This window comes from Escherichia sp. WS3063, assembly GCF_046486595.1.
Taxonomy (GTDB): domain Bacteria; phylum Pseudomonadota; class Gammaproteobacteria; order Enterobacterales; family Enterobacteriaceae; genus Escherichia; species Escherichia coli.
Window position 1 is genome coordinate 20,449 of record NZ_JBJQKY010000005.1, and the last position, 20,734, is coordinate 41,182.

Here is a 20,734-nt window from a genome sequence, read left to right on the forward strand (position 1 = left end):
GTCCATACTTCACGCATTACGTTAAGCATCCGTTATAATCGGTTGCAGATACCAGCCTGTGGATGCTTAACATGGAATACCAACTCACTCTTAACTGGCCCGATTTTCTTGAACGTCACTGGCAGAAACGCCCGGTGGTGTTAAAACGCGGCTTTAATAATTTTATTGACCCGATCTCTCCAGACGAGTTGGCGGGTCTGGCGATGGAAAGCGAAGTCGACAGTCGACTGGTCAGTCACCAGGATGGCAAATGGCAGGTCAGCCACGGCCCGTTCGAAAGCTACGATCATCTCGGTGAAACCAACTGGTCGTTACTGGTACAGGCAGTGAACCACTGGCATGAGCCGACCGCCGCGCTAATGCGACCGTTCCGTGAACTACCGGACTGGCGTATTGATGACCTGATGATCTCTTTTTCCGTACCTGGCGGCGGCGTCGGCCCACATCTCGATCAGTACGACGTGTTTATTATTCAGGGTACCGGACGTCGTCGCTGGCGAGTGGGTGAAAAGCTGCAAATGAAACAGCACTGCCCACATCCGGATCTGTTACAGGTCGATCCGTTCGAAGCCATCATCGATGAAGAGCTGGAGCCTGGTGATATTCTTTATATTCCGCCAGGATTCCCGCATGAAGGCTACGCGCTGGAAAATGCGATGAACTATTCCGTGGGTTTTCGCGCGCCAAATACGCGGGAACTGATTAGTGGATTTGCCGATTATGTGCTGCAACGTGAACTGGGCGGCAACTACTACAGCGATCCTGATGTTCCACCTCGCGCTCATCCTGCGGACGTTCTGCCGCAAGAGATGGATAAACTGCGTGAGATGATGCTCGAATTGATCAACCAGCCGGAACATTTTAAGCAATGGTTTGGCGAGTTTATATCCCAGTCACGTCATGAACTGGATATCGCGCCGCCAGAGCCGCCTTATCAGCCGGATGAAATCTACGATGCGCTGAAACAAGGTGATGTGCTGGTGCGCCTGGGGGGTCTGCGCGTATTGCGCATTGGCGACGATGTGTATGCCAATGGTGAGAAGATCGATTCCCCGCACCGTCCGGCACTGGATGCGCTCGCCAGCAACATTGCGCTGACCGCGGAGAATTTTGGCGATGCGCTGGAAGATCCGTCATTCCTCGCGATGCTCGCGGCGCTGGTCAATAGCGGATACTGGTTCTTCGAAGGGTAAGTTTGGATTTAAGCCGGATGCGGCATCACATGCCGCATCCCTTTTCGCTTACTTCCGTTGCGCCGTTAACTCGGCAATACGGACGATCACCTGCACCGCTTTTTCCATACCTTCCAGAGTCACAAACTCATGCTTACCATGATAGTTGTAACCGCCAGTGAACAGGTTCGGGCACGGTAATCCCATAAACGACAACTGCGCGCCGTCGGTACCGCCGCGGATCGGTTTCAGTTCCGGTTCAATATCGCAGTCACGCATCGCCTGCTGGGCGATATCGAGAATATGCGGATGCTCAACCACTTTCTCGCGCATATTGTAGTAACTGTCTTCAATCACCAGTTCAATGTAGCAATCAGGATGTAACCCTTTGCCCACTTTTTTGGCGATCTCCATCATTTTACGTTTACGCGCTTCAAACTGTTTACGGTCGAAATCACGGATGATGTAGTGCATATCGGCCCGTTCAACGGTGCCTTTCATGCTCGCCAGGTGATAGAAACCTTCATAGCCTTCTGTCATTTCCGGGCTTTCATCCGCCGGAACTTCCGCATGAATACGTGCCGCCAGCGACAGCGCATTTACCATCACGCCTTTCGCCGTGCCCGGGTGAACATTGTTACCGACAATTTTGATATTGACCGACGCGGCGTTGAAGTTTTCAAACTCCAGTTCGCCTACGCCACCACCATCAACGGTGTAAGCCCAGCGGGCATCGAAGGCGTCAACATCAAAATGCTTCGCCCCTTTGCCCACTTCTTCATCCGGGGTAAAGGCGACGCGAATATCACCATGCGGAATGTTTTTTTGTTGCAATACCGCCAGCGCGGTCATGATTTCTGCAATACCTGCTTTGTCATCGGCACCTAACAAGGTTTTACCATCGGTGGTAATCAGCGTCTGACCCAGTAGCTGATGCAGCACCGGGAACATAACCGGTGATAAAACTTCATCGCCGATACCCAGCGCAATATCGCCACCGCGATAGTTTTCAACAATTTGCGGATTCACATTTTTGCCGCTGCAATCCGGTGAGGTATCCACATGAGAAATAAAGCCAATCGCCGGGATATCGCCAGGGACGTTAGCCGGTAACGTCGCCATCAAAGTGCCCTTCTCACTTAAGGTCACATTGATAAGCCCCATCTCTTCGAGCTGCTCTTTCAGCAGATGCAATAACTTCCATTGGCCTTCCGTGCTGGGAACCTGTCTCACCCCTGCCTTTGATTGGGTATCCAGAGACACGTAGTTCAAAAATCGCTCAAGTAGTTTATCCATGTAGTCACCCTCACTTTTTGTGACAACATTATTAAGAAGCAAGAAAAGACAAATATTGCGTCAGGTCACTTTTACCCCTGCAAGCGGGAATATTTATCAGCATTACCTTAATGAATATAAAGCTAAGCCAGTAATTCACAACAAAGATTGGCGATTCAAGCGGTTTGCCGTAGAATTACCGCCCTCATTAAGAGTCACCAAGGTGGTTAACCACAAACCCCGCATCGGTAAGCCATCCGTTGCGTTTACATGGGACAGAGTAAAAAATTGAATAAACAACCGAGTTCGCTTTCACCGCTGGTGCAATTGGCGGGAATTCGCAAATGCTTTGATGGTAAAGAGGTCATTCCCCAGCTGGATCTGACTATCAACAATGGCGAGTTCCTCACGCTGCTTGGCCCTTCTGGCTGCGGTAAAACAACCGTTCTTCGCCTGATTGCAGGTCTGGAAACTGTTGATTCCGGACGCATCATGCTGGATAACGAGGACATCACCCACGTTCCGGCGGAAAACCGCTATGTGAATACTGTTTTCCAAAGCTATGCACTTTTCCCCCACATGACCGTGTTCGAAAATGTGGCCTTTGGGTTGCGCATGCAAAAAACCCCCGCTGCTGAAATTACGCCCCGCGTGATGGAAGCCCTGCGGATGGTGCAGCTGGAAACCTTCGCTCAACGCAAACCGCATCAGCTCTCTGGTGGTCAACAGCAACGCGTCGCCATTGCTCGCGCGGTGGTTAACAAGCCTCGTCTGTTGTTGCTGGATGAGTCGCTCTCAGCGCTGGATTACAAACTGCGTAAACAGATGCAGAACGAGCTGAAAGCGTTACAGCGTAAGCTTGGCATTACATTCGTGTTCGTAACTCACGACCAGGAAGAAGCACTTACCATGTCGGACAGGATCGTGGTGATGCGCGATGGTCGCATTGAGCAAGACGGCACGCCGCGTGAAATCTACGAAGAGCCGAAAAACCTGTTTGTTGCTGGGTTTATTGGCGAAATCAATATGTTTAACGCCACTGTCATCGAACGTCTCGACGAGCAGCGCGTACGCGCCAACGTTGAAGGCCGCGAATGTAATATCTACGTTAACTTCGCCGTTGAACCGGGGCAAAAACTGCATGTTCTGCTGCGCCCGGAAGACTTACGTGTTGAAGAGATTAACGACGACAACCACGCTGAAGGGCTGATTGGTTACGTTCGCGAGCGTAACTACAAAGGCATGACGCTGGAGTCGGTTGTTGAACTGGAAAATGGCAAGATGGTGATGGTCAGCGAATTCTTCAATGAAGACGATCCTGACTTTGACCACTCTCTCGACCAAAAAATGGCCATTAATTGGGTAGAAAGCTGGGAGGTCGTACTGGCTGATGAAGAACACAAGTAAGTTCCAGAATGTAGTGATTGTCACTATTGTCGGTTGGCTTGTGTTGTTTGTCTTTCTGCCCAACCTGATGATCATTGGCACCAGCTTTTTGACCCGCGACGACGCCAGTTTCGTCAAAATGGTCTTTACGCTGGATAACTACACGCGTCTGCTCGATCCGCTCTATTTTGAAGTGCTATTGCACTCGCTGAATATGGCGCTGATCACCACCCTCGCCTGCCTGGTGCTTGGCTATCCGTTTGCCTGGTTTCTGGCGAAGTTGCCACACAAGGTGCGTCCGCTGCTGCTGTTTCTGCTGATTGTTCCGTTCTGGACCAACTCATTGATTCGTATCTACGGGCTGAAAATTTTCCTCAGCACCAAAGGCTATCTCAACGAGTTTTTGCTCTGGCTGGGCGTTATTGATACACCAATTCGCATCATGTTCACGCCCAGTGCGGTGATTATCGGTCTGGTTTACATTCTGCTACCGTTTATGGTGATGCCGCTGTACTCCAGTATCGAAAAACTGGATAAGCCGTTGCTTGAGGCGGCGCGCGATCTCGGTGCCAGCAAGTTACAGACTTTTATCCGCATCATTATTCCACTGACGATGCCGGGGATTATTGCCGGATGTCTGCTGGTGATGCTGCCAGCGATGGGCCTGTTCTATGTGTCCGACCTGATGGGCGGTGCGAAAAACCTGCTGATCGGTAACGTCATCAAAGTACAGTTCCTCAATATTCGTGACTGGCCGTTTGGTGCAGCCACCAGCATTACGCTGACTATCGTAATGGGCCTGATGTTGCTGGTTTACTGGCGCGCTTCTCGTCTGCTGAACAAAAAGGTGGAACTCGAATGATCGGTCGACTGCTTCGCGGCGGTTTTATGACCGCTATCTACGCGTACCTGTATATCCCAATCATTATTTTGATTGTGAACTCCTTTAACAGCTCGCGCTTTGGCATCAACTGGCAAGGTTTTACCACCAAATGGTATAGCCTGCTGATGAACAACGACAGCCTGTTACAGGCAGCGCAGCATTCACTAACAATGGCGGTGTTTTCGGCGACGTTTGCTACGCTTATCGGTTCACTGACGGCAGTTGCGCTGTACCGTTATCGCTTTCGTGGTAAGCCGTTCGTTAGCGGAATGCTGTTTGTGGTGATGATGTCACCAGATATCGTGATGGCGATTTCGCTGCTGGTGCTGTTTATGCTGCTGGGTATTCAGCTTGGCTTCTGGTCGCTGCTGTTCTCGCATATCACCTTCTGCCTGCCATTTGTGGTAGTGACAGTGTATTCGCGCCTGAAAGGTTTTGACGTGCGAATGCTGGAAGCGGCGAAAGATCTCGGTGCCAGCGAATTTACCATTCTGCGAAAAATCATTCTGCCACTGGCAATGCCAGCGGTAGCGGCGGGCTGGGTGTTAAGCTTTACCCTGTCGATGGACGACGTGGTGGTTTCTTCGTTTGTCACCGGGCCGAGTTATGAAATTCTGCCGTTAAAAATTTATTCGATGGTCAAAGTCGGCGTATCGCCGGAAGTTAACGCGCTGGCAACCATATTACTGGTGCTGTCGCTGGTGATGGTAATTGCCAGCCAGCTTATTGCTCGTGATAAAACGAAAGGTAACACAGGGGACGTTAAATGAAAAAATGGTCACGCCACCTGCTCGCGGCGGGTGCTCTGGCACTGGGCATGAGCGCCGCTCACGCCGATGACAACAACACGCTGTATTTCTACAACTGGACCGAGTACGTGCCGCCAGGACTGCTTGAACAGTTCACCAAAGAAACCGGTATTAAGGTTATCTATTCGACTTACGAGTCGAACGAAACCATGTATGCCAAGCTGAAAACGTACAAAGACGGTGCCTATGACCTGGTGGTTCCTTCAACCTATTACGTCGATAAAATGCGTAAAGAAGGGATGATCCAGAAGATCGACAAGTCGAAGTTAAGCAATTTCAGCAACCTCGATCCAGACATGCTCAACAAGCCGTTTGACCCGAATAACGACTACTCCATTCCGTATATCTGGGGTGCGACGGCGATTGGCGTTAACGGTGATGCGGTAGATCCGAAATCCGTTACCAGCTGGGCCGATCTGTGGAAGCCTGAGTACAAAGGCAGCCTGCTGCTGACCGACGATGCCCGTGAAGTGTTCCAGATGGCGCTGCGCAAACTGGGCTACTCCGGTAACACTACCGATCCGAAAGAGATTGAAGCTGCATATAACGAGCTGAAAAAACTGATGCCAAACGTCGCAGCGTTTAACTCCGATAACCCGGCTAACCCGTACATGGAAGGCGAAGTTAACCTCGGCATGATCTGGAACGGTTCTGCTTTCGTTGCACGGCAGGCGGGTACGCCAATTGACGTGGTGTGGCCGAAAGAAGGCGGCATTTTCTGGATGGACAGCCTGGCGATCCCGGCAAATGCCAAAAACAAAGAAGGTGCGCTGAAATTGATCAACTTCCTGCTGCGCCCCGACGTGGCAAAACAGGTTGCTGAAACTATCGGTTATCCAACGCCAAACCTTGCGGCGCGTAAGCTGTTAAGTCCGGAAGTGGCGAACGATAAAACGCTCTACCCGGATGCTGAAACCATTAAAAATGGTGAATGGCAGAATGACGTTGGCGCAGCCAGCAGCATTTATGAAGAGTATTATCAGAAGCTGAAAGCAGGACGTTAATTCAGCAAGCGGGCGGTGGTATTACCGCCCGTTTTTTATTTAGCAAGGATGTGGCTAATGAGTCAGGACAGTAAAGTTTTCTTTCGTATATTCTTCGGTATCGGTCTGGTACTGATCCTCATTTCTGTTGTTATCTTTTATAACCAGTTCACCTATAGCAAAGACGCGATTCATACTGAAGGCGTCATTGTTGATACCGTCTGGCACTCCAGTCATTCTCATCGCACGGGTAAAAATGGTTCGTGGTATCCCGTCGTTGCCTTTCGTCCGACGCCAGATTACACGCTAATTTTCAATTCGAGTATTGGCAGCGATTTTTATGAAGACAGCGAAGGCGATAAAGTTAATGTTTATTATTCTCCAGGACATCCTGAAAAGGCTGAGATAAATAACCCGTGGGTTAATTTTTTTAAATGGGGGTTTATCGGCATTATGGGCGTTATTTTTATCGCCGTCGGTTTATTAATCAGTATGCCCTCCTCTAAAAAGACACGCAGGAAACGGAAGTCCCGCCCATGAAAAAAATCATGATACTGCTCAGTTTACTGATGTTCCTGCCTCTGACGGCAATCAGTAAGCCCTTAATTCCAATAATGAAGACACTTTTTACGGATGTTACCGGTACTGTACCAGATGCTGAAGAGATCGCGCATAAAGCCGAACTTTTTCGCCAACAAACCGGAGTTGCACCGTTTATTGTGGTTTTACCCGACATTAATAATGAAGCCAGTCTCAGGCAAAATGGCAAAGCGATGCTGGCGCATGCGGCATCTTCAATGAGTAATGTAAAAGGAAGTGTTCTGTTACTCTTTACTACCCGCGAGCCACGGTTAATTATGATAACCAACGGCCAGGTCGAAAGCAGTATGGACGATAAACATCTCGGCCTTCTGGTAGAAAATCACACGCTGGCTTATTTACATGCGGATCTCTGGTATCAGGGTATCAATAATGCATTGGCTGTTTTACAAGCACAGATATTAAAACAACCGACGCCACCACTGACATATTATCCGCATCCCGGACAACAGCATGAAAATGATCCACCCGGCAGTACCACGACATTAGGCCTTTTTGCCTGGGCGGTTGCATTCATCGTCTTTACGGCATTTTTTAACTACACGACGCGCCTTAATTATGCATTAAAGTTTGCAGTGGCGATGACTGTTGCCAATATGGGCTATCAGGCTTTATGCCTGTATATCGATAATAGCTTTGCAATTACCAGAATATCGCCGCTCTGGGCAGGGCTGATTGGTGTCTGTACGTTTATTGCCGCGTTGTTATTGACGAGTAAACGGTAAAAGAGGCAGTAAAGTGTGCGTCTATTATGCCGGATGCGGCGCGAACGCCTTATCTGGCCCACAAAACCCGCAAATTCAATTAATTGCGTCCCCTTGTAGGCCTGATAAGCGTAGCGCATCAGGCAATGCTTCCTGCTTTATAAGCCCTTCAGCAACTTTTCAACAAATTCTGGCACCACCTGGCTTGCCGGGCCGTAATATTTCTCGGCAAATTCATTACCGACCTGACTTGGTTCAAGATTCAGTTCCACGGTGTGCGCGCCATGCAGTTTCGCTTCGTGAACAAACCCAGCCGCTGGATAAACATGCCCCGAAGTACCAATGGCAATGAAAATATCGGCCATCGACAACGCCATATAAATTTCATCCATGCCGAGTGGCATTTCGCCAAACCACACTACGTGCGGTCGCAAGGGTGCCGGGAACTGGCAGCAATGGCATTTATCTTCTGGGGTAACGTCTCCGGTCCAGTCGAGAACCTGACCACTTTGTGAACAACGAACTTTCAGCAGTTCCCCATGCATATGAATCACATTGGTGTTACCGGCACGCTCATGAAGGTTGTCGATATTCTGCGTCACCAGCAAAAAGCGATCGCCGAGGGCGTCTTGCAGTTTAGCCAGCGCAAGATGCGCGGCGTTAGGCTGAATTTCTGGCTGCTGCAGCTGTCGGCGACGGGCGTTATAAAACGCTTGTACCAGTTCAGGATCGCGATCGAAACCTTCCGGCGTTGCCACATCTTCAACCCGATGTTCTTCCCACAGGCCATCTGCGGCGCGAAAGGTACGAATACCTGATTCCGCAGAAATCCCTGCCCCTGTCAGTACGAGTACTCTTGGTTTTTCCATTGCTTCCGGCACCACTTTATCTCTGAAAAAAATACGCTGACGCAAACGCTCGCGCAGGCGGCGTTTATTTTTACGAAAACGACTTAACCGATGACCCCGACGCGACAGCATAGCAACCTCTGTTGATTAATCGGTTAGATGTAGGAAGGCCGCACCACGCATTCCCCCCGCATCACCGTGGCGCGCGCGTTCAATGCGCGGAACACGAGCTACAGGTAAGAGATGACGAGGCAGCCTGTCCGCCAGTTGCGTTGTGATTGCCGGGAAATTCGATAAGCCTCCACCAATGACGACCAGGTCAGGGTCAACAATGGTCAGGATATTTCCCAGACAAACCGCTAATAAATCCAGATAACGCTCAACGTGCGCCCTTGCCTGCTCATCGTCTTGATCATAAAGCGCAATGATCTCAGGAGCCTGCAACGGTTGATGATAATAGTGTTGATACAGCCACGCAAAACCGCGACCAGACAGATAATTTTCAATGCAGCCATGCTGACCACAGCCGCAGCGGCGTAACGGGAAATCCAGCCCCATCATGGTTAACGCATCAACCGGCAGACGCATATGGCCAAATTCGCCGGTAATATAGCTTTTACCGGTAATTGGTTTACCGTTGAAAATCAGCCCGCCGCCAACGCCGGTGCCGAGAATCAACCCCATCACCAGTGGATATTGAGTAAATTCATCATCCCAGGCTTCTGAAAGGGCAAAACAGTTGGCATCGTTATCAAGGCGGACATCGCGATCAAGACGTGCGCTCAGGTCGGCACGCAGCGGTTTACCGCTGGCAGCGGGGACATTGGCGGCATACAGCGTGCCATCTTCTGTTTCCGGCATTCCCGGAATACCGATGCCGACAGAACCTTTACAGCCAAAACGCTTATCAGCTTCGGCTACCATCTCGCACACTGCATCTAAAAATGCGTCATAGCTGTCACGCGGTGTCGGCACCCGCTTTTCCCACTGCAACTGCCGACCGCTATCAAACACGCCTAGCGCAATTTTTGTTCCACCAATATCAAACCCGTAATACATTGCCGCTCCTTGTTTTAATGTACTGCCTTTACTGGCCGCTAAGGACTCGCGCAGGGTCAATATTACTGGCGCGCCGCGCCGGATACCAACTTGCCAAAAGACTCAGCAACAATGCTGTGACCAGTACGTAGAAGACGTCCAGCCAGTGCAATTCCGATGGCAGGAAGTCAATAAAATAGATATCGCTGGAGAGGAACTGATGACCGATCAGCTTTTCGATCCACTCAATAATCGGGGTAAGTTGCAGTGAAACAACTACGCCGATAATCACCCCACACAGGCTGCCGAACAGCCCTGCCAGCAATCCATACCAGACAAAGATGGCGCGAATTAAACCATCTTTCGCCCCCAGCGTTCTTAATACTGCGATATCGCCACTCTTGTCTTTCACCGCCATCACTAAGGTGGAGACGATGTTGAAACAGGCCACGCCAATCACCAGTACCATCGCCAGATACATAATGGCGCGGATCATCTGAATATCGCGATACATATAGCCGTAAGTACCAATCCAGCTTTTAATATAAACATAGCTGTTGGTCACTTCACCCGCATCGCGTACCAGCTTATTGGCGTTGAAAACATCCGTCATTTTAAGGGCAATACCTGACACGCTGGAACCCATATCAAGATATTGTTGGGCATCCGCCAGTGGGATCATGGCAAAACTGTGATCGAGTTGACCACTCAACTGCAAAATACCGGCAACGTGCAAACGCACACGTTTTGGCTGCATCAGTTTATGCTCAGGATTCGAGTTGGGGATCATAATCGACACCCAATCGCCCTGCTTCACTTTCAGCGCATCCGCCACGCCTTTGCCGATGATAATTTGCTGTTCGCCCGCTTTAAAATTGCGCCAGGCATCCCCCTGAACAAACGAGGGTAATGCGCTCAGACGCTGTTCCTGTTGCGGGTTAACGCCCTTCACCTGGATTGCGCGCAGATTCGCTCCACTTTCCACCAGCCCGGTGAAATTGATATACGGCGCAGCGGCGGCAATACCCGGCACTTTCTGCACTTTATCCAGTGCTTCCTGCCAGTTAGTCCACGGCTGATCCACCGCTTCGATTTCACCATGCGGCACCACCGCCAGAATGCGGTTATTCAGTTCGCGTTCAAAGCCGTTCATCGCGCTTAAGCCGACGATCAATACCGCCACGCCGAGGGCAATGCCGATGGTAGAAATGACGGAGATCAGCGACACCATGCCGCCGCGCCGCCGTCCGCGACTAAAACGCAGGCCAATTAATAACGATAAAGGCATCGCCATTACTCCGCCCCCATCAGGCTCAGTTCCGCCGTCAGACGACCATCACGCATCTCCAGTTGGCGGCTCATACGTTTCGCCAGTTGCAGGTCGTGAGTAACCACCAGGAAGGCGGTGCCCTGCAAACGATTCAACTCCCCAAGCAACTGGAAGATGCTGTCGGCGTTACGCGCATCGAGGTTACCGGTAGGTTCATCCGCCAGTACCAGACGCGGGTTATTGACCAGCGCACGGGCAATCGCCACACGCTGGCGTTCGCCGCCAGAAAGTTCAGATGGGCGGTGATTCGCACGATGCTCCAGCCCCACCGCTTTTAACATCTCCAGCGCACGGCTGTTGATTTCAGCGGGCTTTTTCTTGCCAATCAGCAGTGGCATAGCCACGTTTTCCAGGGCAGTAAAATCCGGCAGCAGGTGGTGAAACTGATAAATAAAGCCCAGCTTCTGGTTGCGCAGTTCTGCTTTCGCCGCCGAAGACAGTTTGCTCATCGGTTGACCGTTAAAGATCACATCGCCGGAGGTTGGTGTATCCAGCCCGCCCAGCAGGTGCAGCAAGGTACTTTTACCGGAACCAGAGCTACCGACGATCGCCATCATTTCACCTTCGCCGACGCTGAAACTGACATTGTGCAGTACATCGGTTTGCACACTGCCTTCCTGATAGCGTTTGCACAGGTTGTCGCATTGCAACAGGATCTTATTCATAACGTAAAGCCTCAGCGGGTTGAGTGGCGGCAGCGCGCCATGAAGGGTAAAGCGTAGACAGCAGCGCGATAGCCATCGCCACCAGCGCAATAACAATGACCTGTAAAGGTTCGATAGCGACCGGCAGCGCCGCGCCATCAAGCAGGACGCCGATTATCGGCATCAGATTATTTAACTGGCTGGCAAGCAGTGCGCCAAGCGCCGCTCCGAGGATCGCACCGATAATCCCGGCGCTGGCCCCTTGCACCATAAAGACCATCATGATTTGTCGCGGAGTTAAGCCTTGCGTTTGCAGGATCGCGACTTCGCCCTGCTTCTCCATCACCATCAGCCCCAGCGAGGTAATAATGTTAAACGCCGCTACGGCAACAATCAGGCTCAGCAGCAAGCCCATCATATTTTTTTCCATGCGTACGGCCTGGAACAGCTCGCCTTTACGGTCACGCCAGTCCTGCCATTTGCTGCCTTCAGGCAGTTTTTGCTGACTTAATGAGTCGACTTTCAGCGGCTCATCCAGCCACAAACGCCAGCCGGTAATATTGCCTGCCGGATAACGCATCAGACGCGAGGCATCCTCAATATTCACCAGCATTTCATAGCCATCGACTTCACTGTTGGCGGCGAAAGTGCCAATCACATTGAACAGGCGCTGGCTTGGAATACGCCCCATCGGCGTGAACTGGCTGGCAGATGGCACCATCACGCGGATTTGATCACCGCGATTGACGCCCAACTGTGAGGCAAGCTGTTCACCGAGGATGACATTATATTTCCCCGGCTCGAGGTCAGTTTGTTTCACATTGACCAGATACGGCGTTAGTGGATCTTTTTGCGCCGGGTCGATACCCAGCATCACCCCGACCGCCACGCTGCGCGCGCTTTGCAGTACCACATCACCGGTAGTAATAGGTGCGACGCGATTAACGCCGTCCAGTTTGACTGCCGTTTCCGGGAGTTGCTGCGGGTTAAGAGAGCCATGCTCAGAAGAGAGAATTGCCTGTGGCATCAGGCCAAGGATGTTGTTTTGCAGCTCGCGCTCAAAGCCGTTCATCACTGACAATACTGTGACCAGCGCCATCACCCCGAGGGTAATGCCGATGGTAGAAAGCCAGGAGACGAAACGACCGAAGCGATCCGCTGCACGCCCACGCATGTAACGCAGGCCAATAAATAGAGCGACAGGTTGGTACATGAAATCCGTCTGGTTGCTGTAGCAAAGACACGAGTATATAAGCGAAAGCGGGATGGGTAAACGTCTGAACTGTAAGTGATCGTCAGGGCTAATCTGAAAAGTACCAGCAAATCAATCGACTAAAGGGCCTCATTATCTCATTGGCCTTGTGGCCTGATCTTTATCTGAAAAATAACCAAATACAGACAGATACGCATTACACCACGCGACTGGCCCCTCAGGATCAACAGCATGTTAAATAAAAAGAGCGTGTTGTCCTGATGAAACAAAAAGAGCTATGGATTAACCAGATCAAAGGGTTATGTATTTGTCTGGTGGTGATTTATCACTCGGTCATTACCTTTTATCCGCATCTCACCACTTTTCAGCATCCGTTATCGGAAGTCCTGAGCAAATGCTGGATCTATTTCAATCTTTACCTTGCCCCCTTTCGTATGCCGGTTTTTTTCTTTATTTCCGGCTATTTGATTCGCCGCTATATCGACAGCGTACCATGGGGAAATTGTCTTGATAAACGCATCTGGAACATCTTCTGGGTGCTGGCGCTTTGGGGCGTGGTGCAGTGGCTGGCGTTAAGTGCGTTGAACCAGTGGCTGGCACCTGAGCGCGATTTAAGCAATGCCTCCAATGCCGCTTATGCCGATTCCACCGGTGAGTTCCTGCACGGGATGATCACCGCCAGCACCAGCTTGTGGTATCTGTATGCGTTAATTGTCTATTTCGTGGTATGTAAAATTTTTAGCCGTCTGGCGCTGCCACTATTCGCCTTGTTTGTACTGATGAGTGTGGCGGTTAATTTCGTTCCCACGCCGTGGTGGGGAATGAACAGTGTGATCCGCAATTTGCCTTATTACAGCCTTGGCGCATGGTTTGGCGCAACAATAATGACCTGTGTTAAAGAGGTGCCGTTGCGCCGCCATCTGCTGATGGCTTCTTTGCTTACCGTTCTGGCGGTCGGTGCCTGGTTGTTTACTATCTCGCTGCTGTTGTCGCTGGTATCGATTGTGGTGATCATGAAGCTGTTTTATCAATACGAGCAACGATTCGGTATGCGCTCCACCAGCCTGCTGAATGTGATTGGCTCCAACACCATTGCTATCTACACCACCCATCGCATTCTGGTTGAAATATTCAGCTTAACTCTACTTGCGCAAATGAACGCAGCACGCTGGTCGCCGCAAGTCGAACTGACACTCCTGCTGGTTTATCCCTTTGTCAGTTTGTTCCTCTGTACTGTTGCGGGCTTGCTGGTAAGAAAACTTTCACAGCGTGCATTCAGCGATCTGTTGTTCTCCCCGCCTTCTCTGCCCGCGGCCGTCAGTTACTCCCGCTAAGCCATCGCCCCAGCCGGGGCGATTCAATTTGCTAAACCATGTCGATTACGGATAATGAACAGCATTGCTTATCAGAGATATGCCCCCATATGTTGAGGCATATCCTAACGAGAATCTGACAACCGTTATGCCTGAACAATATCGTTATACGCTGCCCGTCAAAGCGGGTGAGCAGCGTCTGCTGGGCGAGTTAACTGGCGCTGCCTGCGCGACACTGGTGGCGGAAATTGCCGAACGTCACGCCGGACCAGTGGTGCTTATTGCGCCAGATATGCAAAATGCTCTGCGTTTGCATGATGAAATTAGCCAGTTTACCGACCAGATGGTGATGAATCTGGCGGACTGGGAAACTCTTCCCTACGACAGTTTTTCGCCTCATCAGGACATTATCTCCTCGCGCCTTTCCACCCTTTACCAGCTACCGACGATGCAGCGTGGCGTACTGATTGTTCCGGTGAATACGCTTATGCAGCGCGTTTGCCCGCACAGTTTTCTCCACGGCCATGCGCTGGTGATGAAAAAAGGTCAGCGCCTGTCACGAGATGCATTACGAACCCAACTGGACAGCGCCGGTTATCGCCATGTTGACCAGGTGATGGAGCACGGCGAATACGCCACGCGCGGCGCGTTGCTGGATCTCTTCCCGATGGGGAGTGAGCTGCCTTATCGTCTTGATTTCTTTGATGATGAAATCGACAGCCTGCGGGTGTTTGACGTCGACAGCCAGCGCACGCTGGAGGAAGTAGAAGCGATCAATCTGCTGCCCGCGCACGAATTTCCGACCGATAAAGCGGCAATTGAACTGTTCCGCAGCCAGTGGCGCGATACCTTCGAAGTGAAGCGCGATCCGGAACATATTTACCAGCAAGTGAGTAAAGGCACATTACCTGCCGGGATCGAGTACTGGCAGCCGCTATTCTTCAGCGAACCACTGCCGCCGCTGTTCAGTTATTTCCCTGCCAATACCTTGCTGGTGAATACTGGCGATCTGGAAAACAGTGCCGAACGTTTCCAGGCTGACACGCTGGCGCGTTTTGAGAATCGCGGCGTCGATCCGATGCGCCCACTGTTGCCACCACAATCGCTCTGGCTGCGGGTGGACGAGCTCTTCTCAGAGCTGAAAAACTGGCCCCGAGTGCAGCTAAAAACTGAACATTTACCGACAAAAGCCGCGAATGCCAATTTAGGTTTCCAGAAACTGCCAGACCTGGCCGTTCAGGCACAACAAAAAGCACCGCTGGATGCGCTGCGTAAGTTCCTCGAGTCTTTCGACGGTCCGGTGGTGTTCTCGGTAGAAAGTGAAGGTCGCCGTGAAGCGCTGGGTGAACTGCTCGCGCGAATTAAAATTGCTCCGCAACGCATTATGCGTCTTGATGAAGCCAAAGACCGTGGGCGTTATCTGATGATTGGCGCTGCCGAACATGGTTTTGTCGATACGGTACGTAATCTGGCGCTGATTTGCGAAAGCGATCTGCTCGGTGAACGCGTTGCCCGTCGTCGTCAGGATTCTCGCCGCGCCATCAACCCCGATACACTGATCCGTAACCTCGCGGAGCTGCACATTGGTCAGCCGGTGGTCCATCTGGAGCACGGTGTCGGGCGCTATGCCGGAATGACCACGCTCGAAGCGGGCGGCATTACTGGCGAGTATTTGATGCTCACCTATGCCAACGACGCCAAACTGTATGTTCCGGTGTCGTCACTGCATCTGATTAGCCGTTACGCAGGTGGCGCGGAAGAAAACGCCCCGCTGCATAAACTTGGCGGCGATGCGTGGTCACGCGCGCGGCAGAAAGCGGCGGAAAAAGTGCGTGATGTGGCAGCAGAATTGCTGGATATCTACGCGCAACGCGCCGCCAAAGAGGGCTTCGCGTTTAAACACGATCGTGAGCAGTATCAGTTGTTCTGCGACAGCTTCCCGTTTGAAACCACGCCGGATCAGACACAGGCCATTAATGCGGTGCTTAGCGACATGTGTCAGCCGCTGGCAATGGATCGTCTGGTGTGCGGCGATGTTGGCTTTGGTAAAACAGAAGTGGCGATGCGCGCCGCTTTCCTGGCGGTAGATAACCACAAACAGGTGGCGGTGCTGGTGCCTACCACCCTTCTCGCGCAGCAGCATTACGACAACTTCCGCGACCGTTTCGCCAACTGGCCGGTACGTATCGAAATGATCTCCCGTTTCCGCAGCGCCAAAGAGCAGACGCAAATCCTTGCGGAAGTGGCGGAAGGGAAAATCGATATTCTGATCGGTACGCACAAACTGCTGCAAAATGACGTCAAGTTTAAAGATTTAGGTCTGCTGATTGTCGATGAAGAACACCGCTTCGGGGTGCGTCATAAAGAGCGCATTAAAGCGATGCGGGCGAACGTGGATATTCTGACACTTACCGCAACGCCGATCCCACGTACGCTGAATATGGCAATGAGCGGAATGCGTGACCTGTCGATTATCGCCACGCCGCCCGCCCGTCGTCTGGCAGTTAAAACCTTTGTCCGTGAGTATGACAGCCTGGTGGTCAGGGAGGCGATCCTGCGTGAAATTTTGCGCGGGGGGCAGGTTTATTATCTTTACAATGATGTGGAAAACATCCAGAAAGCCGCCGAACGGCTGGCAGAACTGGTGCCTGAAGCGCGGATTGCCATCGGTCACGGGCAAATGCGTGAGCGCGAACTGGAACGGGTGATGAATGATTTCCATCATCAACGTTTCAACGTGCTGGTTTGTACCACCATTATCGAAACCGGGATCGACATTCCTACCGCCAACACCATTATCATTGAACGTGCGGATCACTTCGGTCTGGCACAGTTGCACCAGTTGCGCGGTCGCGTCGGGCGTTCGCACCACCAGGCATATGCATGGTTGCTGACACCGCATCCAAAAGCGATGACTACCGATGCGCAAAAACGTCTTGAAGCGATTGCCTCGCTGGAAGATCTCGGTGCAGGTTTTGCGCTGGCAACGCACGATCTGGAGATCCGCGGCGCAGGTGAACTGCTTGGCGAAGAACAAAGCGGCTCAATGGAAACCATCGGTTTCTCGCTGTATATGGAGTTGCTGGAAAACGCCGTCGATGTGCTGAAAGCCGGACGCGAGCCGTCGCTGGAAGATCTCACCAGCCAGCAAACAGAAGTCGAGCTGCGGATGCCGTCGCTATTGCCAGATGATTTCATCCCTGACGTGAACACGCGTCTGTCGTTCTACAAACGTATTGCCAGCGCCAAAACGGAAAACGAACTGGAAGAGATCAAAGTCGAGCTTATCGATCGCTTCGGCCTGCTGCCGGATCCGGCGCGTACCCTGTTGGATATTGCCCGTCTGCGCCAGCAAGCGCAGAAACTGGGGATCAGGAAGCTGGAAGGTAATGAGAAAGGCGGCGTGATCGAATTTGCCGAGAAGAATCACGTTAATCCGGCCTGGTTGATTGGTTTGCTGCAAAAACAGCCGCAGCATTACCGCCTTGATGGTCCGACGCGTCTGAAGTTTATTCAGGATTTGAGCGAGCGGAAAACGCGTATCGAATGGGTACGCCAGTTTATGCGTGAACTGGAAGAGAACGCGATCGCTTAATGGTAAATCGGGGGCGTTTCTGCGCCCCCATCTGCAACATTTACAAATTCTTTGCACTTCCCTGCACTATCCGACACTGTCACCCTCCATAATTCAGACTTATCTTTTTATTACAATAACCTTATATTTATTATGGACTTTGGTGATGATCAAAACGCGTTTTTCTCGCTGGCTAACGTTTTTTACGTTCGCCGCTGCCGTGGCGCTGGCGCTACCGGCAAAAGCCAACACCTGGCCGCTGCCGCCAGCGGGCAGTCGTCTGGTTGGCGAAAACAAATTTCATGTGGTGGAAAATGACGGTGGTTCTCTGGAAGCCATCGCCAAAAAATATAATGTCGGCTTTCTCGCTCTGTTACAGGCTAACCCCGGCGTTGATCCTTACGTGCCGCGCGCGGGTAGCGTGTTAACGATCCCGTTGCAAACCCTACTTCCAGATGCGCCGCGCGAAGGCATTGTGATCAATATTGCGGAACTGCGTCTCTATTACTACCCGCCAGGTAAAAATTCGGTAACCGTGTATCCCATCGGCATTGGTCAGTTAGGTGGTGACACGCTGACGCCGACAATGGTGACCACCGTTTCAGACAAACGTGCAAACCCAACCTGGACGCCAACGGCAAACATCCGCGCCCGTTATAAAGCACAGGGAATTGAGTTGCCTGCGGTAGTGCCGGCTGGACCGGATAACCCAATGGGCCATCATGCGATTCGTCTGGCGGCCTATGGCGGCGTTTATTTGCTTCATGGTACGAACGCCGATTTCGGCATTGGCATGCGGGTAAGTTCTGGCTGTATTCGTCTGCGGGATGACGATATCAAAACACTCTTTAGCCAGGTCACCCCAGGTACCAAAGTAAATATCATCAACACCCCGATTAAAGTCTCTGCCGAACCAAACGGTGCGCGTCTGGTTGAAGTACATCAGCCGCTGTCAGAGAAGATTGATGACGATCCGCAGCTGCTGCCAATTACGCTGAATAGCGCAATGCAATCGTTTAAAGATGCAGCACAAACTGACGCTGAAGTGATGCAACATGTGATGGATGTCCGTTCCGGGATGCCGGTGGATGTCCGCCGTCATCAAGTGAGCCCACAAACTCTGTAAAGCTCGGATAAAAAAGTCCCCGCGACACGGCATGTCGCGGGGAAAAAAATCAGCAGTAGCAGGCATTAATGAGGGTTAATGCTTATTTATAAATTACTGCTGTTCCATGGAGGGTATTCGGACCGGTTACAGAAGTAATACGGAAAGATTTTGCGCCCATCTCATCCGCTTTTTGCGCCAGCTGCTCTTCCAGCGATCCCAGATTTGTCCCCGCGTTAGCACTGATAGTACCGACTTTTTGTTGGCCTTCTGGGGTTGACTGAACTTCGACAGCCGCAAAGCTGACAAATGACATGGAGCTTAAAATCGCCGCAGCGATGAGGGTTTTTACGTTTTTCATAATAGTGGCCTTATGCAGATGAATGACGTCGCAAGCAATTACTTAACGATCGATAACTAAATGATAGATGTGATCTGGATCACATACAAGATATTTTTTATAACAATCATTAATTAATTTAAAAATCTTTAAATTTCAGTTAAATAGAAAGCGATTATTTTTATGGTTTCTGGACTGGTGAACGGAGGTGATTATTTTTATAATAACCTTTCATTCACAGTCACCAGGTACAACGGCATCATGGCAACTGACTCAACACAATGTATAAAAAAAAGCCGTGGCCGCCCAAAAGTGTTCGACAGGGATGCCGCGCTTGATAAGGCCATGAAATTGTTCTGGCAGCACGGTTATGAAGCGACTTCTCTTGCGGACCTCGTCGAAGCGACCGGAGCCAAAGCGCCCACGCTATACGCGGAATTTACCAACAAAGAGGGGTTATTTCGCGCCGTACTCGACCGCTATATCGATCGTTTTGCCGCTAAGCATGAAGCACAGCTGTTTTGTGAAGAGAAAAGCGTGGAGACTGCGCTGGCTGACTATTTTGCTGCCGTCGCCAACTGCTTTACCAGCAAAGACACCCCGGCTGGCTGCTTTATGATCAACAACTGCACCACCCTCTCCCCGGATTCCGGAGATATCGGCAATACGCTGAAATCACGCCATGCGATGCAAGAGCGCACTTTGCAGCAGTTTTTATGTCAACGACAAGCGCGCGGGGAAATCCCGACCCACTGTGACGTGACGCATCTGGCAGAATTCCTTAATTGTATTATTCAGGGGATGTCGATCAGCGCACGCGAAGGTGCATCGCTGGAAAAACTGATGCAGATTGCCCGAACGACTTTGCGTTTATGGCCGGAACTGCTGAAATAAGTCGCAAAAAAAGCCCCTCAGCCTGAGCGAATGAGGGGCCAAATTGCAGAGTACAGCCTTGTTATACTTTGTTATTCAAAATCAGTTGCCCGTTGCTATCTAGCGGGATCTGCGTACCCGGATCGCGGTCCATGCGGATTTTGCCCTGCTGACCGCCAATCTTATAGGTCACATCATAACCGAGCATTTTTTCTGACTTGTCATACACCGTTTTACAACGCTGTTGCGTAGTCGTGTAAGTATCGCTTTCCTGGAGAGAGCCCTGGATCTGGTTACCGGCATATCCACCACCCAGCGCCCCCACAACAGTAGCGACATCTTTACCGCGACCACCACCAAACTGATGCCCTATCACGCCACCAGCAACAGCGCCGAGCACCGACCCGGTAATGCGATTTTCATCCTGCACCGGTCGACGATGGGTCACTGTGACGTTGCGACACTCCTGACGCGGTGTTTTAACCGTTTCCTTGATTGGGGTTGCAGAAACAACCTGAGCGTATTGCGGGCCACGTTCAAACACGTTCAGACTGGCCACTGCCGCTACGCCCAGCGCAGCTGCGACACCAATCCCGATACCCGCCAACATTGATTTATTCACGGGAACACCTCCTTCTTTGCAG

19 protein-coding genes are annotated in these 20,734 nt (G+C 51.4%); 11 read left to right on the forward strand and 8 right to left on the reverse strand.

Translation table 11 applies throughout. The annotated features are described in order from the left end of the window. Positions 1-71: 71 nt before the first annotated feature. Positions 72-1,193, forward strand: coding sequence for a [50S ribosomal protein L16]-arginine 3-hydroxylase (gene roxA, locus ACJHYW_RS06305; RefSeq protein ID WP_001295435.1), 1,122 nt, complete (start codon positions 72-74; stop codon positions 1,191-1,193). Between the two features lie 48 nt (positions 1,194-1,241). Here roxA and pepT read toward each other — a convergent pair whose 3' ends face one another. Next, positions 1,242-2,468: a peptidase T gene (pepT, locus tag ACJHYW_RS06310; protein ID WP_000359446.1), complete on the reverse strand. Its 1,227-nt coding sequence runs from the start codon at positions 2,466-2,468 to the stop codon at positions 1,242-1,244. A gap of 249 nt (positions 2,469-2,717) precedes the next feature. On the opposite strand from pepT, the gene potA reads away from it, so the two are divergent. The 6 genes from potA to ACJHYW_RS06340 are packed head-to-tail and all read left to right on the forward strand — an operon-like array spanning position 2,718 to position 7,833. Then, complete coding sequence (gene potA, locus ACJHYW_RS06315; RefSeq protein WP_000531594.1) at positions 2,718-3,854, forward strand: spermidine/putrescine ABC transporter ATP-binding protein PotA; 1,137 nt, start codon at positions 2,718-2,720, stop codon at positions 3,852-3,854. Further along, on the forward strand, positions 3,838-4,695 hold the full coding sequence (potB, locus tag ACJHYW_RS06320; protein ID WP_061092662.1) for a spermidine/putrescine ABC transporter permease PotB: 858 nt from the start codon (positions 3,838-3,840) through the stop codon (positions 4,693-4,695). The genes potA and potB overlap by 17 nt, the downstream gene beginning before the upstream one ends. After that, the gene (gene potC / locus ACJHYW_RS06325) at positions 4,692-5,486 is read left to right on the forward strand and encodes a spermidine/putrescine ABC transporter permease PotC (protein WP_000580316.1); all 795 of its coding nucleotides are present in this window, start codon (positions 4,692-4,694) and stop codon (positions 5,484-5,486) included. Before potB ends, potC begins: the two co-directional genes overlap by 4 nt. Further along, positions 5,483-6,529 carry a spermidine/putrescine ABC transporter substrate-binding protein PotD gene (gene potD, locus ACJHYW_RS06330; protein ID WP_000759309.1) on the forward strand — a complete coding sequence of 349 codons (1,047 nt, stop codon included), beginning with the start codon at positions 5,483-5,485 and terminating at the stop codon, positions 6,527-6,529. Before potC ends, potD begins: the two co-directional genes overlap by 4 nt. A 57-nt stretch (positions 6,530-6,586) precedes the next feature. Continuing rightward, entirely contained in the window at positions 6,587-7,048 is a 462-nt protein-coding gene (locus tag ACJHYW_RS06335; RefSeq protein WP_001313748.1) for a DUF3592 domain-containing protein, read from the forward strand. Then, complete coding sequence (locus tag ACJHYW_RS06340) at positions 7,045-7,833, forward strand: TPM domain-containing protein (RefSeq protein ID WP_061092661.1); 789 nt, start codon at positions 7,045-7,047, stop codon at positions 7,831-7,833. The genes ACJHYW_RS06335 and ACJHYW_RS06340 overlap by 4 nt, the downstream gene beginning before the upstream one ends. Positions 7,834-7,970: 137 nt before the next feature. Here the strand turns inward: ACJHYW_RS06340 and cobB are convergent, their stop codons facing one another. Genes cobB through lolC form a run of 5 tightly spaced genes read right to left on the reverse strand, consistent with a single transcriptional unit; the run spans position 7,971 to position 12,885 of the window. Continuing rightward, positions 7,971-8,792, reverse strand: coding sequence for a Sir2 family NAD+-dependent deacetylase (gene cobB / locus ACJHYW_RS06345; protein ID WP_000952736.1), 822 nt, complete (start codon positions 8,790-8,792; stop codon positions 7,971-7,973). A gap of 15 nt (positions 8,793-8,807) precedes the next feature. Continuing rightward, complete coding sequence (gene nagK / locus ACJHYW_RS06350) at positions 8,808-9,719, reverse strand: N-acetylglucosamine kinase (protein ID WP_061092660.1); 912 nt, start codon at positions 9,717-9,719, stop codon at positions 8,808-8,810. 28 nt (positions 9,720-9,747) lie between these two features. Next, a complete protein-coding gene (gene lolE, locus ACJHYW_RS06355; RefSeq protein WP_001251352.1) occupies positions 9,748-10,992 on the reverse strand; it encodes a lipoprotein-releasing ABC transporter permease subunit LolE in 1,245 nt (414 codons plus the stop codon). Next, positions 10,992-11,693, reverse strand: coding sequence for a lipoprotein-releasing ABC transporter ATP-binding protein LolD (gene lolD, locus ACJHYW_RS06360; protein ID WP_001033695.1), 702 nt, complete (start codon positions 11,691-11,693; stop codon positions 10,992-10,994). The genes lolE and lolD overlap by 1 nt, the downstream gene beginning before the upstream one ends. Next, on the reverse strand, positions 11,686-12,885 hold the full coding sequence (gene lolC / locus ACJHYW_RS06365; RefSeq protein ID WP_000284714.1) for a lipoprotein-releasing ABC transporter permease subunit LolC: 1,200 nt from the start codon (positions 12,883-12,885) through the stop codon (positions 11,686-11,688). The genes lolD and lolC overlap by 8 nt, the downstream gene beginning before the upstream one ends. Before the next feature lie 260 nt (positions 12,886-13,145). Between lolC and ACJHYW_RS06370 the strand changes: the two genes are divergently transcribed. The 3 genes from ACJHYW_RS06370 (at position 13,146) to ldtC (ending at position 18,898) form a co-directional block, all read left to right on the forward strand. After that, the gene (locus ACJHYW_RS06370) at positions 13,146-14,219 is read left to right on the forward strand and encodes an acyltransferase family protein (protein WP_061092659.1); all 1,074 of its coding nucleotides are present in this window, start codon (positions 13,146-13,148) and stop codon (positions 14,217-14,219) included. A 127-nt stretch (positions 14,220-14,346) separates the two neighbouring features. After that, on the forward strand, positions 14,347-17,793 hold the full coding sequence (mfd, locus tag ACJHYW_RS06375; protein ID WP_061092658.1) for a transcription-repair coupling factor: 3,447 nt from the start codon (positions 14,347-14,349) through the stop codon (positions 17,791-17,793). Positions 17,794-17,935: 142 nt separating this feature from the next. Next, positions 17,936-18,898, forward strand: a complete 963-nt coding sequence (gene ldtC / locus ACJHYW_RS06380; protein ID WP_001300895.1) for a L,D-transpeptidase LdtC — start codon at positions 17,936-17,938, stop codon at positions 18,896-18,898. An 82-nt stretch (positions 18,899-18,980) separates the two neighbouring features. On the opposite strand, the gene bhsA is transcribed toward ldtC, so the two are convergent. Next, positions 18,981-19,238 carry a multiple stress resistance protein BhsA gene (bhsA, locus tag ACJHYW_RS06385; RefSeq protein WP_000800156.1) on the reverse strand — a complete coding sequence of 86 codons (258 nt, stop codon included), beginning with the start codon at positions 19,236-19,238 and terminating at the stop codon, positions 18,981-18,983. 240 nt (positions 19,239-19,478) lie between these two features. Here bhsA and comR point away from each other — a divergent pair, with 240 nt between their 5' ends. Then, the gene (gene comR / locus ACJHYW_RS06390) at positions 19,479-20,111 is read left to right on the forward strand and encodes a TetR family copper-responsive transcriptional repressor ComR (protein WP_061092666.1); all 633 of its coding nucleotides are present in this window, start codon (positions 19,479-19,481) and stop codon (positions 20,109-20,111) included. A gap of 61 nt (positions 20,112-20,172) precedes the next feature. Here comR and ACJHYW_RS06395 read toward each other — a convergent pair whose 3' ends face one another. After that, positions 20,173-20,712 carry a glycine zipper 2TM domain-containing protein gene (locus tag ACJHYW_RS06395; protein ID WP_032171121.1) on the reverse strand — a complete coding sequence of 180 codons (540 nt, stop codon included), beginning with the start codon at positions 20,710-20,712 and terminating at the stop codon, positions 20,173-20,175. Positions 20,713-20,734: the final 22 nt, after the last annotated feature.

Bases quoted from the DNA above. Each gene is read 5' to 3' on its own strand.
- pepT (WP_000359446.1), bottom strand. From the start codon at position 2,468: ATGGATAAACTACTTGAGCGATTTTTGAACTACGTGTCTCTGGATACC.
- potC (WP_000580316.1), top strand. From the start codon at position 4,692: ATGATCGGTCGACTGCTTCGCGGCGGTTTTATGACCGCTATCTACGCG.
- potB (WP_061092662.1), top strand. From the start codon at position 3,838: ATGAAGAACACAAGTAAGTTCCAGAATGTAGTGATTGTCACTATTGTC.
- lolC (WP_000284714.1), bottom strand. From the start codon at position 12,885: ATGTACCAACCTGTCGCTCTATTTATTGGCCTGCGTTACATGCGTGGG.
- roxA (WP_001295435.1), top strand. From the start codon at position 72: ATGGAATACCAACTCACTCTTAACTGGCCCGATTTTCTTGAACGTCAC.
- comR (WP_061092666.1), top strand. From the start codon at position 19,479: ATGGCAACTGACTCAACACAATGTATAAAAAAAAGCCGTGGCCGCCCA.
- potA (WP_000531594.1), top strand. From the start codon at position 2,718: ATGGGACAGAGTAAAAAATTGAATAAACAACCGAGTTCGCTTTCACCG.
- lolE (WP_001251352.1), bottom strand. From the start codon at position 10,992: ATGGCGATGCCTTTATCGTTATTAATTGGCCTGCGTTTTAGTCGCGGA.
- cobB (WP_000952736.1), bottom strand. From the start codon at position 8,792: ATGCTGTCGCGTCGGGGTCATCGGTTAAGTCGTTTTCGTAAAAATAAA.
- potD (WP_000759309.1), top strand. From the start codon at position 5,483: ATGAAAAAATGGTCACGCCACCTGCTCGCGGCGGGTGCTCTGGCACTG.
- ACJHYW_RS06335 (WP_001313748.1), top strand. From the start codon at position 6,587: ATGAGTCAGGACAGTAAAGTTTTCTTTCGTATATTCTTCGGTATCGGT.
- ACJHYW_RS06340 (WP_061092661.1), top strand. From the start codon at position 7,045: ATGAAAAAAATCATGATACTGCTCAGTTTACTGATGTTCCTGCCTCTG.
- bhsA (WP_000800156.1), bottom strand. From the start codon at position 19,238: ATGAAAAACGTAAAAACCCTCATCGCTGCGGCGATTTTAAGCTCCATG.
- lolD (WP_001033695.1), bottom strand. From the start codon at position 11,693: ATGAATAAGATCCTGTTGCAATGCGACAACCTGTGCAAACGCTATCAG.
- ACJHYW_RS06370 (WP_061092659.1), top strand. From the start codon at position 13,146: ATGAAACAAAAAGAGCTATGGATTAACCAGATCAAAGGGTTATGTATT.
- mfd (WP_061092658.1), top strand. From the start codon at position 14,347: ATGCCTGAACAATATCGTTATACGCTGCCCGTCAAAGCGGGTGAGCAG.
- nagK (WP_061092660.1), bottom strand. From the start codon at position 9,719: ATGTATTACGGGTTTGATATTGGTGGAACAAAAATTGCGCTAGGCGTG.